This window comes from Streptomyces sp. NPDC038135, assembly GCF_055601245.1.
In genome coordinates this window covers 157,847-172,209 of record NZ_JBVJXS010000008.1, presented here as the reverse complement: position 1 = coordinate 172,209, position 14,363 = coordinate 157,847, and the positions used below count along the sequence as shown (strand labels likewise).

Genomic DNA, 14,363 nt, shown 5'->3' with positions numbered 1-14,363 from the left:
GGGTGTCAGTCGGGTACGGCGGTGCGCTCGATGCCGTCGATCAGCGCCCGGAAGGCCCAGGACATACGGGCCCGCGGGGCGCCGGACAGCAGCTCCCCGGCGGAGGCGGCGATGTGCGGATGGGTCTCCTCGGACGCCCCGCGCAGCGCGCTGTCCAGTGCCTGCCAGTCGCCTGGGGACTTCTCCCCGGCGTGCTCGGCGGCGGTCGCGGTGGCGTGCTGCAGGAGCAGGTCCACGCCCCAGGCGGCCCGGTCGCGCGGGACCCCGCCCTCGGCGAGCAGGGCGAGCAGCGTCTCGATCAGGTTCAGGTAGTGCGGGCCGCTCGGCCGTGCGGTCAGCGCCGAGCGGGCCAGGTCCGGATGGTCCAGGAGCATCAGAGTGCAGTCGGTGAGCACCCGCTCCAGCCGCTCCCGCCAGTCGCCCCCGGCCGGGGCGGGACCGACGGTGCCGAGCAGCTCGTCGAGGACGGCCGCGTGCAGCTCGTCGGTGTTGCGGACGTAGACGTACAGCGAGGCGGGTCCGGTGTCGAGCTCCTGGGCCAGCCGCCGCATGGTCACCTTGCGCAGCCCTTCGGTCCGCAGGACCGCGAGCGCGGCCGCGACGATACCCTCCCGGCTGAGCGCCGGTTTGGCGGGGCGTTCACGGCGGGAGCGGGGGGTTCCAGTCATGCCGCCAGGCTAACGAACATGTTCGTTGCGAACAAGTTCGTAGCGAACGTGTTCGTCGCTTGCTCGCCGCTCCGCCTTCGCCGGGCCGCCGACGCGCCCGCCCCGGCGTGCCCGCCGTCCCGCCAACTGGTCGAAGAATGAACGACGTTCCCCCGCCCGCACCCCGCCCCCGCCCCTCTGCCAAGATGCGGTCTGTCATGGTGCAGATACCGAACACGCCGCCGTCCGCGGCGCCCGCGCCGCACTCCGTTCCGACGAGTGCCGACGTGGCCCGGCTGGCGGGCGTCTCGCGCGCGACCGTCTCCTACGTCCTCAACAACACCAGTGCCGTACGGATCAGCGAGCCGACGCGCCGCCGCGTCCACGAGGCCGCCCGGGAACTGGGCTACGTACCCCACGCGGCCGCCCGCAGCCTGCGGGCCGGACACAGCCGCATGGTGCTCATGCCCGCCCCGGCGATCCCGGCCGGCCCCCTCTACAGCCGTTTCCTCGCCGAACTCCAGACCGCCCTCGGCCGCCTCGACTACACCGTCGTCCAGTACGGCACCGTCGGCCTCCAGGGCGACGAAGCGGCCCGCGCCTGGGCCGAGTTGCGTCCCGTCGCCGTCCTGGTGCCCGGCGTGGGGCTCGGCCCGCGGGGCGTCGCCGTGCTCAGGCGTTCCGGCGCCCGGGCCGTGGTGACCCTCGGCCCCGAGCGGGTCGAGGGCGCCCACGCCCTGCTCATGGACCACGAGGCCGTCGGCCATTGCGCCGGCGTCCGTCTGCACGCGCGCGGGCGCCGCCGGATCGGGGTGATCGTCCCCGAGGAACCCGGCCTGGAGATGTTCTCCCGGCCCCGGCTCGCCGGCGTCCGCCAGGCGCTGCGCGGCACGGACGCGACCGTGACCGCGCTGCCGCTCGCCTACACGGAGCAGGCGGCCGCCCGGCTGGCCGCAGGGTGGCGCGAGTCGGGTCTCGACGCGGTGTTCGCCTACAACGACGAGTACGCGATGCTGCTGATGCGCGCCCTCCAGGACGAGGGCGTCCGCATTCCCGAGGACGTGGCCGTGGTCGGCGCCGACGACCTGATGCTCGGCCGGCTGCTGCGTCCGCGGCTCAGCACCGTCCGCGTCGAGCTGCCCTCCGGCCGGGAGCTGGCGGAACTCGTCGACCGCGCGGTCCGCGAACCCGGCGGCGAGCCCGAGGTGCGCAGGGTGCTCGGCGCGAGCCTGGTCCCCCGCGAGTCCGGCTGACCCCGCCGCACCCCTCGCACACGCGTGCGGCCCGCGGCGCGAGACGCGCCACGGGCCGCAGCAGGACCTGGAGCCGGGACTACTCGCCCTGCTGCTCCTGGGCCGCGATGCTCTTGCGGACCTCGTCCATGTCCAGCTTGCGGGCCTGCCCGATGACGTCCGTGAGGGCGGCCTCCGGCAGGGCGCCCGGCTGGGCGAAGACGGCGACCTGGTCCCGGACGATCATCAGCGTCGGGATCGACTGGATGCCGAAGGCCTGCGCCAGCTCGGGCTGAGCCTCGGTGTCGACCTTGCCGAAGACCAGGTCCGGGTTCTCCTCGGCGGCCTTCTCGTACACCGGTGCGAACTGACGGCACGGCCCGCACCAGGACGCCCAGAAGTCGATGAGGACGAACTCGTTCTCGGTGACGGTCTGGTCGAAGTTCTCCTTGGTCAGCTCCACAGTGCTGCTCATGGCCTGGTTCCCTCTTCCTGGTGTGGGGTGTGCCGTCGGCGGAAACACGCCGGCGCGGCCGCCTATTCCACGAGTGTTCCGGGCGGACCCGCGGCTGTCCCGCGCGCCTACCCGTGTGGCCCTGGTGCCAACCACCCACCAGACTGACCCCATGACGGAAACGGAATCCATCGCGTACGACGTCGTGGTGCTCGGGGCCGGGCCCGTGGGGGAGAACGTCGCCGACCGCACCCGCGCGGCCGGCCTCACCACCGCGGTCGTGGAGAGCGAGCTGGTCGGCGGCGAATGCTCCTACTGGGCGTGCATGCCCAGCAAGGCGCTGCTCAGGCCGGTCATCGCCCAGGCGGACGCGCGACGCCTGCCCGGCCTGGAGCAGGCGGTCCAGGGCCCACTCGACACCCCCGCGGTCCTCGCCCGGCGGGACGACTACACCTCGCACTGGCAGGACGACGGACAGATCCGCTGGCTGGAGGACACCGGCGCCGACCTGTACCGCGGCCGGGGCCGGCTGGCCGGCCCCCGCACGGTCACGGTGACGGGCCCCGACGGCACCGTCACCACGCTCACCGCCCGGCACGCCGTCGCCGTCTGCACCGGCACCAGCGCCCGGCTGCCCGGCCTGCCGGGCCTGGCCGAGGTCAAGCCGTGGACCAGCCGCGAGGCCACCAGCGCCAAGGCGGCTCCGGACCGGCTGATCGTCGTCGGCGGCGGGGTCGTCGCCACCGAGATGGCCACCGCCTGGCAGGCCCTCGGCTCCCGGGTCACCTTGCTGGTGCGGGGCAAGGGCCTGCTGAGCCGGATGGAGCCGTTCGCCGGGGAACTGGTCGCCGACGCGCTCGCCGGGGCGGGCGTGGACGTGCGGACCGGTGCCTCGGTCGAGTCCGTCTCCCGCGAGAACGGCACCGTGGTGGCCGTCACCGGCGCCGGGGACCGCATCGAGGCGGACGAGATCCTCTTCGCCACCGGGCGCGCCCCGCGGACCGAGGACATCGGCCTGGACACCGTAGGCCTGGAACCCGGCTCCTGGCTCGACGTGGACGACAGCCTCCGGGTCACCGGCACCGACTGGCTGTACGCGGTCGGCGACGTCAACCACCGTGCGCTGCTGACCCACCAGGGCAAGTACCAGGCCCGGATCGCGGGCGCCGCGATCGCCGCGCGGGCCACGGGCACGGAGCCGCCGGACGAGCCCTGGGGCGCGCACGCGGCCACCGCCGACCACCACGCCGTGCCCCAGGTCGTCTTCACCGACCCGGAGGCCGCCGCCGTCGGGCTCTCGCTGGCCGAGGCCGAGCAGGCGGGCCACCGCGTCCGCGCCGTCGACGTCGAGTTCTCCTCGGTGGCCGGCGCCGGCCTGTACGGCGACGGCTACAAGGGCCGCGCCCGCATGGTCGTCGATCTGGAGGAGGAGATCCTGCGCGGGGTCACCTTCGTCGGCCCCGGCGTCGGCGAGCTCATCCACTCCGCGACCGTCGCGGTCGCCGGCCGGGTCCCGGTCGGCCGGCTCTGGCACGCCGTCCCGTCGTACCCGACGCTGAGCGAGGTGTGGCTGCGGCTGCTGGAGGCCTACCGGGACAACTGAACGGCGGGCGGGGCGGGTTACGGCAGTTCGAAGCCGAGCGCCTCGGCCGCCGCCCGCGGTGCCGGCTGCGCCCACAGGGCCGCCACCGCCTCGTTCGTGGACAGCGAGCGCGGCTGCGCCCGGTCGAGGTAGAGGACGCCGTCGAGGTGGTCCGTCTCGTGCTGGACGATCCGGGCGGGCCACCCGGTGAACACCTCGTCCAGCGCGGAGCCGTGCTCGTCCTCGCCGCGCAGCCGCACCTCGGCGTGCCGGGCCACCACGGCCTGCCAGCCCGGCACGCTCAGGCAGCCCTCGAAGAACGCGGCACGGGCGTCGCCCACCGGTTCGTACGACGGGTTGACCAGGACGCGGAACGGCTGCGGCACCCGGCCCCGGATCCGCGCCACCTCCTCCGGCACCGGCGCGGGGTCCTCGACGACCGCGATCCGCAGCGGAATCCCGACCTGCGGGGCGGCCAGGCCCACGCCGGGCGCCGCGTGCATGGTCAGCCGCATCGCCTCGACGAACCGGGCCAGCAGGGCGGGGCCGAGCTGGCCGTCGTAGACCTCGGTGCCGCGCCTGAGGACCGGCCGGCCGGCCGCGACGATGGGCAAGGGGCCGCCGGCGGCGAGGAGTTCCTCGACCCGCTCGGCGAGCGGTGCCTGATCACTGGAAGGTGCCATCGCGTCAGAATGCCACGTCGCCGTACCGGCGCCGGCCGCGATCGCCGACCCTGTCCGCTTCGTGCCGCCGCCCGGCGTCGTCGCGGGCCGCCCTCCTAGGCCGTGTCCGCGAAGTCGCGTCTGCGTCGCGACGCCCGGCACGCACTCTCGCCGCACCGGCCGAAAGCCCGAGTACACCCAGTACGAGGGCATCCGGCCGGCACTCCCCCAGCTTTCGGCCGGGGGACCCCCAGAGCACGCACCGGACGCCGCGACGCCCGCCCTGCGGGCGAACGACGCGACTTTGCGGACACGACCTAGCCGGGGACGGTCCTCGGCGTTGTGCGCACCGGCGTGGGCGGCGTACGCGCCGGAGCGCCCGGCGGGGGACAGCGCGACGGGCCCGGTTCCCCATCGAACCGGGCCCGTGGGCTGCGCCGCTCACTCCTCGGGGAAGTCGCCCGCGAGCGCTCCGGCGATCCGCAGGTGCGGGGCCGCCTCGTCGTGCCGGGCCTGCCGCTGGAGCGTACGGCCCAGCATCAGCCGGGCGTAGTGCTCCACCGGGTCCCGCTCCACGATGATCCGAAGCTCGGCCTCCGCGCGGCGCAGCTGGGCCGAGTGGTAGTAGGCGCGGGCCAGCAGCAGCCGGGGTCCGGTCTGCTCCGGCACCTCCTCGACCAGCCCCGCCAGCACCCGGGCCGCGCCGGCGTAGTCCTGGGCGTCGAAGAACAGCCGCGCCCGGTCCCAGCGCTCGGCCGGGGTGCCGTGGTCGTAGTACGTGGTCTCCACTCGCGTCTCCACTGTTGACCTCCTCGGGGGCCTCAACGGGAGCGCGTTGTTGAATATTCCACTACCTGGAGGTCGCGGCGCGCGCTCGTCAGGGACGCGCCCCCGCCGCCCGTACCACCGCCACCGGACAGTGCGCGTGGTGCAGCAGGGCCTGGCTGACCGAGCCCAGCAGCAGGCCCGTGAACCCGCCCCGGCCTCGCGCGCCCACCACCAGCAACCGGGCGGAGCGGCTGGCCTCGATCAGCGCCTCGCGCGTGCCGCCGTGCACCAGCCGGTGCCGCACCGGCACGTCCGGATGGCGTTCCCGGTGGCCGGCCAGTGCCTCGGCGAGCAGCCGGTCCTCCTCCCCGGCTAGCGCGCCGGGCGGATTCGCGTAGGGCGCCGACGCGTCCTGCGGCGCGGGCAGCGGCGCGTTCCACGTGGTCCAGGCGTGCAGGGCCACCAGCTCGCAGCCCCGCAGTTCCGCCTCGGCGAAGGCGAAGTCCACCGCCGCCCCGCCCGCGGCCGAACCGTCCACCCCGAGCACGACGGGGCCGTCGCCGCCCTGCTGCTCGCGCACCACCAGCACCGGGCAGTGGCCGTGCGCCGCCAGGTGCACCGCCGTCGAACCGATCAGCAGGCCGACGAACCCGCCCATGCCCCGGGACCCGACGACCACCAGCTCCGCGTGCCGCGACTGCGCCTCCAGCACCGTCAGCGGTTCACCGGTCACCACGACATGGTCGACGACGACCTCGGGCGCCGCCGCCCGTGCGTGCTCCACCGCCTCGGCCACCAGGCGGTCGACCATCCTGCGCACCCCGCCCTCCGACGGCCCCAGCGGCGACGGACCCAGGGGCACGTGCATCGCGGGCCACAGGAAGGCGTGCACCACCCGCAGCCCGGCTCCGCGCAGCCGCGCCTCGCGCGCCGCGGTCTCCACGGCGGCGAGGCTGGAGGCCGACCCGTCGGCGCCGACCACCACCGGACCGGAGGTCACCGGGCCCCTTCAGCGGCGCGGGCACCCGCGCGGGCGGCGCGGTGCCCGCCGCTCAGGGGCGCGCCCACTGCCGGTCGTAGCGCGGGACCGTGGCGCCGCCGCCGGCTCGGACGGCCTCGACCACCGCCTGGTGCAGGTCCCGGCTCTCGGGCTGCGAGGAGCACGGCACCGGACTGCCGGTCAGCGTGTACCACAGGGAGGTCCCGGTGTACTGGACCTGCACGGCGGCCTGCCTGGCGTCCCAGGTGGTGTGCACGGTCAGGTCGCCGGTGACGATCCCGGCCTCGTCGGTACGGACGCCTCCCGGCCCGGTGAAGACGCCCTGCGTCGTCCAAGATGTCTGGACCATGGTTCCGGCCTCCCTCGTGAACGCGGGCGCGGCTCTGCCTCCGGCGGCCCGCCTCCGCACGGATCCAGTGTGTGCCCACACCCGGCGGACGTCCTGTCGGGAGCCCGGTCACTTGAGGCCGCTGAGCATGACCCCGCGGATGTAGTGCTTCTGCAGCAGCAGGAAGACGATCAGCACCGGCAGGATGCTCAGCACCAGGCCGGCCATGACGATGGGCATCGTGCGGGACGGGTCGACGTAGTCCTGCAGGAGTTGGATGCCGACCGGCAGGGTCATCACGTCCGGGTCGGCGGTCGAGACCAGCAGCGCCCAGATGTACTCGTTCCAGGCGTCGACGAAGGTCAGCAGCCCGAGCGTCACCACGACCGGCCGGGTCTGCGGCACCACGATCCGCCACCACACCGCGAACTCGCCGGCCCCGTCGATGCGCGCGGCCTCCAGCACCTCGTCCGGGATCGCGACCATGAACTGGCGCATCAGGAAGATCCCGAAGCCGTTGACCAGGAACGGCATGGTGAGGGCCACGATGCTGACGGTCAGGCCCGCGCCGCCGCGCCCGAGCAGGTCGTTGCCGCCCGCCAGCGGCCAGTGCACCAGGATCAGGAAGTGCGGGATGAAGAAGAGGAACGGCGGGAACATCATCGTCGACAGCACCAAGCGGAAGACGAAGTCCCGGCCCGGGAAGCGGAGTTTGGCCAGCGCGTAGCCGGCCAGCGACGACGTCAGCAGCACCGATCCGGTGATCACCGCGGTGGCGACGACGCTGTTGCGGAAGAGCACCGGAAGGTCGAGCTGCTCGACGGCCGCCCGGTAGTTGGACAGGTCGAACGCCTTGGGCAGGAACCGGTACGGCAGGGTGCCGGACTCGCCCGGTCCCTTGAACGACGTCATCACCATGTCCAGGAACGGCACCATGGTGAGCACGGCGCCGCTGACCACCAGCAGGTACGACAACCACGGGAAACGGCGGCCGGTCACGCGTCCTCCCCCTTGCGCCGGAACAGCAGCAACTGCAGCAGGGTGACCGCGAGGACCACCAGGAACAGCACGAAGGCGGCGGCGCTCGCGGTGCCCCAGTCGCCGTAGCTGAAGGCCTGGCGGTACATCTCCAGCGCGGCGACGGCCGTCGCGTCGCCCGGACCGCCCCTCGTCATCACGATGATCAGCGCGAACGACTGCAGCCCGGTCAGGAACTGGGTCACGCACACGAACAGCAGGGACGGCCGCAGCAGCGGCAGGGTGATCCGGAGGAAGACGGTCACGGGCCCGGCGCCGTCGAGCGCGGCGGCCTCGTAGTACGACCCGGGGATGGACTTCAGCCCGGCGGTCAGCACGAGGATCGCGGTGCCCACCGAGGCCCAGGCCTGCACGACCACGACCGACGGCAGCGCGGTGCCGGGGTCCTGCAGGAACGCCACCGAGCCGATCCCGAGGGCGTTGAGCACGCCGTTGACCAGGCCGCCCGGCTCGTACATGTACTTCCACACGTTGCCGACGGCGACGACCGTCGTGACGATCGGCAGGAAGTACAGGGTGCGCCACAGCCCCTGGAAGCGCAGCTTGTCGATGCAGGTGGCGACCAGCACCGAACCCGTGAGGGAGAGCGCCACCGTGCCCAGCGCGTACAGCAGCGTGTTGGTGAGGACCGGCGTCAGGAACGTCGATCCGTCCGCGAGGAGGCCGGCGAAGTTGTCGAGCCCGGCCGGGTCGATGTCGCCGAGGTCGAACCCGGTCCAGTGGGACATCGACAGCAGCAGCGCGAAACCGAGCGGCAGGAACAGGAAGACCGCGAAGAACAGCAGCGTCGGCGCCAGGAAGAGGTAGGCGACGGCGGTCTGCCGGCGCCGGGCCCGGTCGGGGCGGCCGGCGGCGGCAGGCGCGGCGGACCGGGTGCCCCGATCCGCCCGCCCGGCCGTCTCCGGCGCCAGTGTGTTCACCATGCGCGCGACACCTCCTGGTCGACCTGACGCCGGGTGACGCGCAGCGCCTCGTCCACCGACCGCTGACCGGTCCACAGCGCCTCGACGTTCTTGCGCAGCAGTGACTTGGCCTGCTGCGCGCCCGGCACGTTCGGCTCGGGCACGGCGTACGCCAGCGCGTCCAGGAACGGGCGCAGATTGGGATCGCCGCCCCCGCCCAGCAGGGTCCGCATGTCGTCGGCGCGGCCGGTCAGGGAGCCCACCGACGTCTGGAGGACGCTCATCCGGGTTGCCGTCGCACCCCGCCCGGCGCCCTTCACGGCCACCTTCTCGGTGTTGAGCCAGCGCAGGAACTCCCAGGCCTCGCGCGGGTGTGCGCTGGCCGCGTTGACGCCCAGCATGAAGCCGGTGGAGAGGGTGGCGCGCCTGCCGCCGGCCTCGGGCACCGGCACCGGCGCCACACCGACGTCCCGGTAACCGGCGCCCATCAGCTCCTTCAGGTTCGCCGTCCACCAGCCGGCGCTGATCACCATGGCCACCTGCCCGGACGGGAACGCCTTGTAGACGTTGACGCCCGGCGCGCTGGCGCCCGTCGCGACGAGCCGGTGCTCCAGGTCGAAGACGGCCCGGCCGGCCGCCGAGTCGATGGCGGTGCGCCGGCCGTCCGCGGAGACGAACCTGCCCCCGGCGGCGTTGAGCAGGGCGAGGGTCTGGCCGACGGTGGTGGAGTCGTCGTAGGTCGACAGGCCGAACCCCTGGACCAGCGTGTTGCCGTAGGCGTCCCGTCGGGCGGTGCGGCGGGCCGCCTCCTCCAGCTCCCGCCAGGTGCGCGGCGGTCCGTCGAGGCCGGCCGCGCGCAGCAGCCGCTTGTTGTAGTAGAGCGCGTAGGTCTGCGCCTCGGTGGGGTAGCCGTAGACCCGGCCCTCCACCGAGGCGGCGCGCACCGCCGCCTCGCCGTAGCCGCGACCGATCTCCTCGGCGTGCCCGGGCGGCGCGGGCCGCAGGACGCCGGCCCGTACGAGCTGGCCGTTCCACAGGCAGTACGGGTGGAGGATGTCGGCGCCCTGGCCCGCGGCCTGCCGGACCATGAACGTGGTCAGCAGGTCCGTGAACTCCACTGCTTTCGTAAGCACCTTGACCCGGTCGTGTGTGGCGTTCCACTCGTCGACCGGGCCCTGGAGGGCCTGCTTCAGCTCCCCGCTCGCGTAGTGGGAGAGCAGGGTCAGCTCGACCGGGTCCCCGGGCCGGCCGGTCCCCCGGTGCGGTGCGGCGCACCCGGAGGCGAGCAGCGCCGAGGGCAGCGCGAGGGCGAAGTGACGGCGGCTCAGCCCGCCCGCTGCCCCGGGGCGGCGGGCGGTCGTCATCGGGCGGCCTCCCGGCGCAGCACCTGGAACACCCGGGTGCTGTCGAAGCCGGCCTTGCGGTACATGTGGCCGGCGGGGGACCGGGCGCCGGTCCACAGGAACCACGCGGAGTGCGCGCGGCGCGCCCGCATCCGCTCCAGCACCAGGTGCAGCAGCACCTCGCCGAGCCCGGTGCCGCGCATCTCCTCCCGGACCCCGATCGGGCCGAACCGCTCGTCGACCCCGTCGAACGCCCCGTGCATCGCCCAGCCGGACATGCGCCCGGCGGGATCCCGGGCGACGACGATCCGGTCGAGCGGTGTGCCGGCGGTCAGACACGCCCGGATCGTGCACGCCCAGTCCGGGCCGAAGTGGCCGCCGGCGAGCGCGAGGAGGTCCACCAGGTCGTCGTCGGACGGAGTGGCGAAGCGGTGGCCGAGGGCGGTCAGTTCGCCCAGCCGGCGCGCGACCTCGTCGGGGACGCGGTAGCCGACCAGGCCGCGGTGCATGGCCGTCGCCTCGTACAGCGTGCGGAAGCCCAGCGAGCCGAGCAGCGCGGCGGCCCGCGGATAGGCCTCGGCGTCCAGGCCGGGCAGGACGTAGTCGGGGGTGTACGAGGAGAAGTCCACCCGGGTGCGGCCGTGGCCGTGCAGCCAGTCCAGGGCCTCGGTCAGCAGCCGGCGGCCCAGGCCGCGCCCGCGGGCCTCCGGGTCGACGAAGAAGAACGGGATCCAGCCCTGCTCCGGCTCCAGATCGGTGCCGGCCAGCGGCGTCAGCCGGCGCACCGCGTAGGCGGCGCCCACGACCCGGCGGCCGTCGACGGCGACCCGGAGCCCCTCCGGGTCGAAGTTGGGGTCCAGCAGCACCAGGGAGCGGAAGCGGTCCGCGGTGACGGCGTCGGCGGGGGCGCTGCGGCGCCAGGCCTCTACCAGCGGCGGTCCGTCGCCGGCGCGGAAGCCCCGGGTGGCGGTCCGTGGGGTCGTCGCGAGATCGGTCATCGACGGGGTCGTCCTTCCCGGTGTCGGGGTGGTTGCCGGTGTCAGGGGTAGAGCAGCACGTCGTCGCCGGCCCACCGGCCCGGCTCCGCCGGCGGATCGCACAGCGGCAGCGGGTCCTCGCCCGCGTCGACGGTGCGCCGCAACCGGTCGGACCCCCACAGCAGGTCGATGAAGGGACGGCGGCCGGTCCCCGGCGCGCCGCCGTCCGGATCGCGCCAGGCGAAGTCGTCCGGGTACAGCCGGCGCAGCGTGGCGAGCATCGCGACGGCGGTGCGCACCGGGGCGAACGCCACGGGGTCGGTCAGGTGCAGCTGCACGCCGCGCACGGTCCTTCCGGCGTGCTTGTGGAAGGCCGGCACGAACCGCAGATCCCGGAAGCGCACGCCGGGCAGGGTGAGTTCGGCTAGCGCGGGCGCGAACCGCGCGTCGATGTAGGGGGCCCCGACGATCTCGAACGGCTGCGTGGTGCCCCGGCCCTCCGACAGGTTCGTGCCCTCGAACAGGCAGGTGCCGGGATAGCAGACGGCGGTGCGGGGCGCCGGGATGTTCGGCGACGGCGCGACCCACGGCAGCCCGGTGCCCTCCGCGCCCATGGCACGCCGCCAGCCCGCCGCCTCGATCACCGTCAGGGCGGCCGCCTCGCCCGCCGCCCGGGGCACGGCCGAGGCGTTGAGGAACCGGGCCAGTTCACCGCAGGTCAGGCCGTGCCGTACGGGCACCGCCGCGCGCCCGACGAAACTGGCCCACGCCGGGTCGAGCAGCGGCCCCTCGCTGATGGTTCCGCCCAGCGGGTTGGGCCGGTCGGCGACCACGAACCGCACGCCCGTACGGGCCGCCGAGACCATGAGGTCGAACATGGTCCACACATAGGTGTAGAACCTGGCCCCGATGTCCTGCAGGTCGTACACCAGGACGTCCACGCGGCTGTCGCGCAGCAGTTCGTCGAGACGCTCCCCGGAGCACCGGTAGGTGTCGTGGACCGGCAGCCCGGTGTCGGGGTCCTTGCCCGCGGCCTCGCCCTCGCCGGCCTGACCGGTGCCGTGCAGCCCGTGCTCGGGACCGAACAGGGCGGTCAGCCGCACGCCCGACTCCAGCAGGGCGGGCGCGGCGGGACGCAGATCCGGCAGGACGCCGGTGTGGTTGGTCACCAGTCCGAGCCGGCCCGGCCCGGCGAGCGCGGGCGCCGCGTGCAGCCGTGCGATCCCGGTGGTCACCGCGACGCGGTCGTCCGTGCTCATCCCTGGGCCCCGTCTGCCGGTGACATCTCGAAGCGAGTGCCCGAAATCTACTGGTATGACATGGAAATTAGCAATGATCCGCCCCCGGCCGCGCCGCCCCGTCCACCCCTCCCGCGCATCGGGCCGCGCTGTAGGGCGGCGCCGTCGTGGGTGCGGATGACGATGTCGCCGCCGCCCAGGACGCGGTTCACCGGGCGTACCGTCGGCAGCGCGTGCCGGGCGAAGACGATCCGGCCGAAGGGGACGCCGCCCAGCAGCCGCAGGGCCTCGTCGCGGTCCGGTTCGATGGTCCGGCGCGGCCCGTGCGGAGGTGGGGTGGCCTCGCCGGTGGTCGGGGCGGTGACCGTGCCGCCCGTCACCGTGCGTGCCCGGGCCACCGCCGCCGAGGCCGCCCGGACCATGACCGAGAGGGGTGTGGAACGGCTGCCCGTCGTGGACGAGGAGGGCCGGCTGGTCGGCATCGTCGGCCGGCGCGACCTGCTCCAGGTCTTCCTCAGGCCCGACCACGGCATCCGTGACGAGGTGATCGAGGAGATCCTGCGGCGCGCGCCGTGGCTGCCGCCGCGGGGCGTCGACGTCCTCGTGGTGGAGGGCGTGGTGACCCTCGCCGGCCGGATGGAGCGCAGGAGCGACACGGAGACCGCCGTGTCGACGGCCCGCCGGATCGAGGGCGTGGTGGCCGTGGTCGACCGGCTCGCCTACCGGCTGGACGACTCCCGCCTGCGCGCCCGGCAGGGGCCGTCGGCGTCACCGGCCACCGGCTGAGGAGCGGCGCAGGGCCACGGCAGGCCGCTTACCGCCCCGCGCGGGCGCGCAGGGTCGTGTTGGCGTCGTGGGCCGCCACCTCACCGGCCGTCCGGCGCTGGTGCGTACGGGCCCCGTCACCCATGCCGCGATACGCCACGCAGGATGCCCCGTGGCCGTCGTGCCGCACCGCTGAGCCGGCGGCCGGCCGTCAGGCTGCCGCCGGTCGACGGATGGGACGGGTCAGACCCGGACGCCGAACATGAACGGCCCGCCGATGGTGTCCATCGACTCGTACCGCACCACCGTGCCCGTGCGCGGGGCGTGCAGCACCTGGCCGTTGCCGGCGTAGAGGCCGACGTGGTGCAGGTCGTTGAAGAAGAACACCAGGTCGCCGACCTGGAGCTGGCTGCGGGTGAGACGGGTGCCGATGTTCGCCTGGGCTTCGGAGGTGCGCGGTATGGAGACGCCGGCCTGGGCGTAGGCCCAGGAGGTCAGGCCCGAGCAGTCGTAGGACGAGGGGCCGGTGGCGCCGTAGACGTACGGCGAGCCGATCTTGCTCTGCGCGGCGGAGAAGGCCGCGGCGGCCCGGCCGGAGGCGGAGGAGTCGTTGCCGAGGTCCACGCGGGAGCTGGAGGAGCGGTCGGCGCGCTGCTGCTCGGCGGCGAGGGCCGCCTTCTCCTTGGCCGTCAGGGTGTTGAGCAGCTTCTGCGCCTCGGCGAGCTTGCCCTGGACTTCCTGCTTCTTGTTGCCCAGCTCGGTACGGGTGGAGGCCAGGTCCTTGAGCTTCTCGGTGGCCTCGGCGCGCTGCTGGGCGAGTTCGCGCTGCTTGTCCTGGATCTTCCCCAGTGCCTCGACCTGCTGGGCGCTCAACTGGTCGAGCGTGGAGGCCTTGTCGAGGTAGTCGTCCGGGTCGGCGGACAGGAAGAGCTGGACCGAGGGGTCGATGCCGCCGGAGCGGTACTGCGCGGTGGCCAGCGAACCCAGGCCGTCGCGGAGCTTGTTGAGCTCCTCCTGGCCGCGGGCCACGTTGTCCTGGATGGTGGAGATTTCCTTCTGCAGCTTCTGCTGCTTCTCCTTGGCCCCGTTGTACTTCTCGGTGGCCTGCTCCGCCTGCTCGTAGAGCTTGTCGACCTTCGCCTTGACCTCGTCCTTGCCGAGCTTCTCGCTCGGAGCGGCGTTGGCGGCGTTCGCGCTCAGCGCGACGGCGGCGGCGGCCGCGGTGGTCAGCACGGTGACACGCGTGCGGCTGGGCTGCTTGGGTCGACGGTGGGACGCCACGAGTGACGGTCTCCTTGCTCCTCAGCCGCCTGCCGGGCACGTCGGTGGGCGGGCCCCTCCGCCGTCACTCCGCTTGAGTGATCGCCTGAGCGGGGGCTGGATCATGACCTTAATGACTTTCCTATGGATAGATCAAATGTTTGCAT

Annotated in this window: 15 protein-coding genes and 1 pseudogene; 3 read left to right on the top strand and 13 right to left on the bottom strand. The window is 73.9% G+C overall.

What is annotated here, in order from left to right:
- Nucleotides 1-5: 5 nt before the first annotated feature.
- Nucleotides 6-668 (bottom strand): TetR/AcrR family transcriptional regulator, encoded by a 663-nt coding sequence (locus tag ACZ7JA_RS23610; RefSeq protein WP_470810230.1) that lies wholly within the window; start codon nucleotides 666-668, stop codon nucleotides 6-8.
- A gap of 185 nt (nucleotides 669-853) precedes the next feature.
- Here ACZ7JA_RS23610 and ACZ7JA_RS23605 point away from each other — a divergent pair, with 185 nt between their 5' ends.
- Nucleotides 854-1,900: a LacI family DNA-binding transcriptional regulator gene (locus tag ACZ7JA_RS23605; RefSeq protein ID WP_389301607.1), complete on the top strand. Its 1,047-nt coding sequence runs from the start codon at nucleotides 854-856 to the stop codon at nucleotides 1,898-1,900.
- Nucleotides 1,901-1,979: 79 nt separating this feature from the next.
- On the opposite strand, the gene trxA is transcribed toward ACZ7JA_RS23605, so the two are convergent.
- On the bottom strand, nucleotides 1,980-2,354 hold the full coding sequence (gene trxA / locus ACZ7JA_RS23600) for a thioredoxin (protein WP_351667863.1): 375 nt from the start codon (nucleotides 2,352-2,354) through the stop codon (nucleotides 1,980-1,982).
- A gap of 151 nt (nucleotides 2,355-2,505) precedes the next feature.
- On the opposite strand from trxA, the gene ACZ7JA_RS23595 reads away from it, so the two are divergent.
- Nucleotides 2,506-3,936, top strand: coding sequence for a dihydrolipoyl dehydrogenase family protein (locus ACZ7JA_RS23595; RefSeq protein ID WP_470810227.1), 1,431 nt, complete (start codon nucleotides 2,506-2,508; stop codon nucleotides 3,934-3,936).
- A gap of 17 nt (nucleotides 3,937-3,953) precedes the next feature.
- On the opposite strand, the gene ACZ7JA_RS23590 is transcribed toward ACZ7JA_RS23595, so the two are convergent.
- The 10 genes and pseudogenes from ACZ7JA_RS23590 to ACZ7JA_RS23545 all read right to left on the bottom strand — a co-directional run.
- Entirely contained in the window at nucleotides 3,954-4,598 is a 645-nt protein-coding gene (locus ACZ7JA_RS23590) for a peptide deformylase (protein WP_389301612.1), read from the bottom strand.
- Between the two features lie 420 nt (nucleotides 4,599-5,018).
- Nucleotides 5,019-5,366, bottom strand: coding sequence for a tetratricopeptide repeat protein (locus ACZ7JA_RS23585; RefSeq protein ID WP_351673628.1), 348 nt, complete (start codon nucleotides 5,364-5,366; stop codon nucleotides 5,019-5,021).
- Nucleotides 5,367-5,454: 88 nt separating this feature from the next.
- Nucleotides 5,455-6,345, bottom strand: coding sequence for a universal stress protein (locus ACZ7JA_RS23580; protein ID WP_470810224.1), 891 nt, complete (start codon nucleotides 6,343-6,345; stop codon nucleotides 5,455-5,457).
- 52 nt (nucleotides 6,346-6,397) lie between these two features.
- Nucleotides 6,398-6,694: a hypothetical protein gene (locus ACZ7JA_RS23575; protein WP_470810221.1), complete on the bottom strand. Its 297-nt coding sequence runs from the start codon at nucleotides 6,692-6,694 to the stop codon at nucleotides 6,398-6,400.
- Nucleotides 6,695-6,802: 108 nt separating this feature from the next.
- Nucleotides 6,803-7,672, bottom strand: coding sequence for a carbohydrate ABC transporter permease (locus ACZ7JA_RS23570; RefSeq protein ID WP_389301618.1), 870 nt, complete (start codon nucleotides 7,670-7,672; stop codon nucleotides 6,803-6,805).
- A complete protein-coding gene (locus ACZ7JA_RS23565) occupies nucleotides 7,669-8,634 on the bottom strand; it encodes a carbohydrate ABC transporter permease (RefSeq protein ID WP_470810217.1) in 966 nt (321 codons plus the stop codon). The genes ACZ7JA_RS23570 and ACZ7JA_RS23565 overlap by 4 nt, the downstream gene beginning before the upstream one ends.
- Nucleotides 8,628-9,977, bottom strand: a complete 1,350-nt coding sequence (locus ACZ7JA_RS23560; protein ID WP_470810215.1) for an ABC transporter substrate-binding protein — start codon at nucleotides 9,975-9,977, stop codon at nucleotides 8,628-8,630. Before ACZ7JA_RS23560 ends, ACZ7JA_RS23565 begins: the two co-directional genes overlap by 7 nt.
- Entirely contained in the window at nucleotides 9,974-10,954 is a 981-nt protein-coding gene (locus ACZ7JA_RS23555) for a GNAT family N-acetyltransferase (RefSeq protein WP_404027423.1), read from the bottom strand. Before ACZ7JA_RS23555 ends, ACZ7JA_RS23560 begins: the two co-directional genes overlap by 4 nt.
- Before the next feature lie 41 nt (nucleotides 10,955-10,995).
- A complete protein-coding gene (locus tag ACZ7JA_RS23550) occupies nucleotides 10,996-12,192 on the bottom strand; it encodes an exo-beta-N-acetylmuramidase NamZ family protein (RefSeq protein ID WP_470810212.1) in 1,197 nt (398 codons plus the stop codon).
- Between the two features lie 131 nt (nucleotides 12,193-12,323).
- A pseudogene (locus ACZ7JA_RS23545) lies at nucleotides 12,324-12,551 on the bottom strand (pyridoxamine 5'-phosphate oxidase family protein); the annotation flags it as partial.
- A gap of 40 nt (nucleotides 12,552-12,591) precedes the next feature.
- Here ACZ7JA_RS23545 and ACZ7JA_RS23540 point away from each other — a divergent pair.
- On the top strand, nucleotides 12,592-12,957 hold the full coding sequence (locus ACZ7JA_RS23540; RefSeq protein WP_351673624.1) for a CBS domain-containing protein: 366 nt from the start codon (nucleotides 12,592-12,594) through the stop codon (nucleotides 12,955-12,957).
- A gap of 222 nt (nucleotides 12,958-13,179) precedes the next feature.
- Here the strand turns inward: ACZ7JA_RS23540 and ACZ7JA_RS23535 are convergent, their stop codons facing one another.
- The gene (locus tag ACZ7JA_RS23535) at nucleotides 13,180-14,217 is read right to left on the bottom strand and encodes a C40 family peptidase (RefSeq protein WP_389301629.1); all 1,038 of its coding nucleotides are present in this window, start codon (nucleotides 14,215-14,217) and stop codon (nucleotides 13,180-13,182) included.
- Nucleotides 14,218-14,363 lie beyond the last annotated feature (146 nt).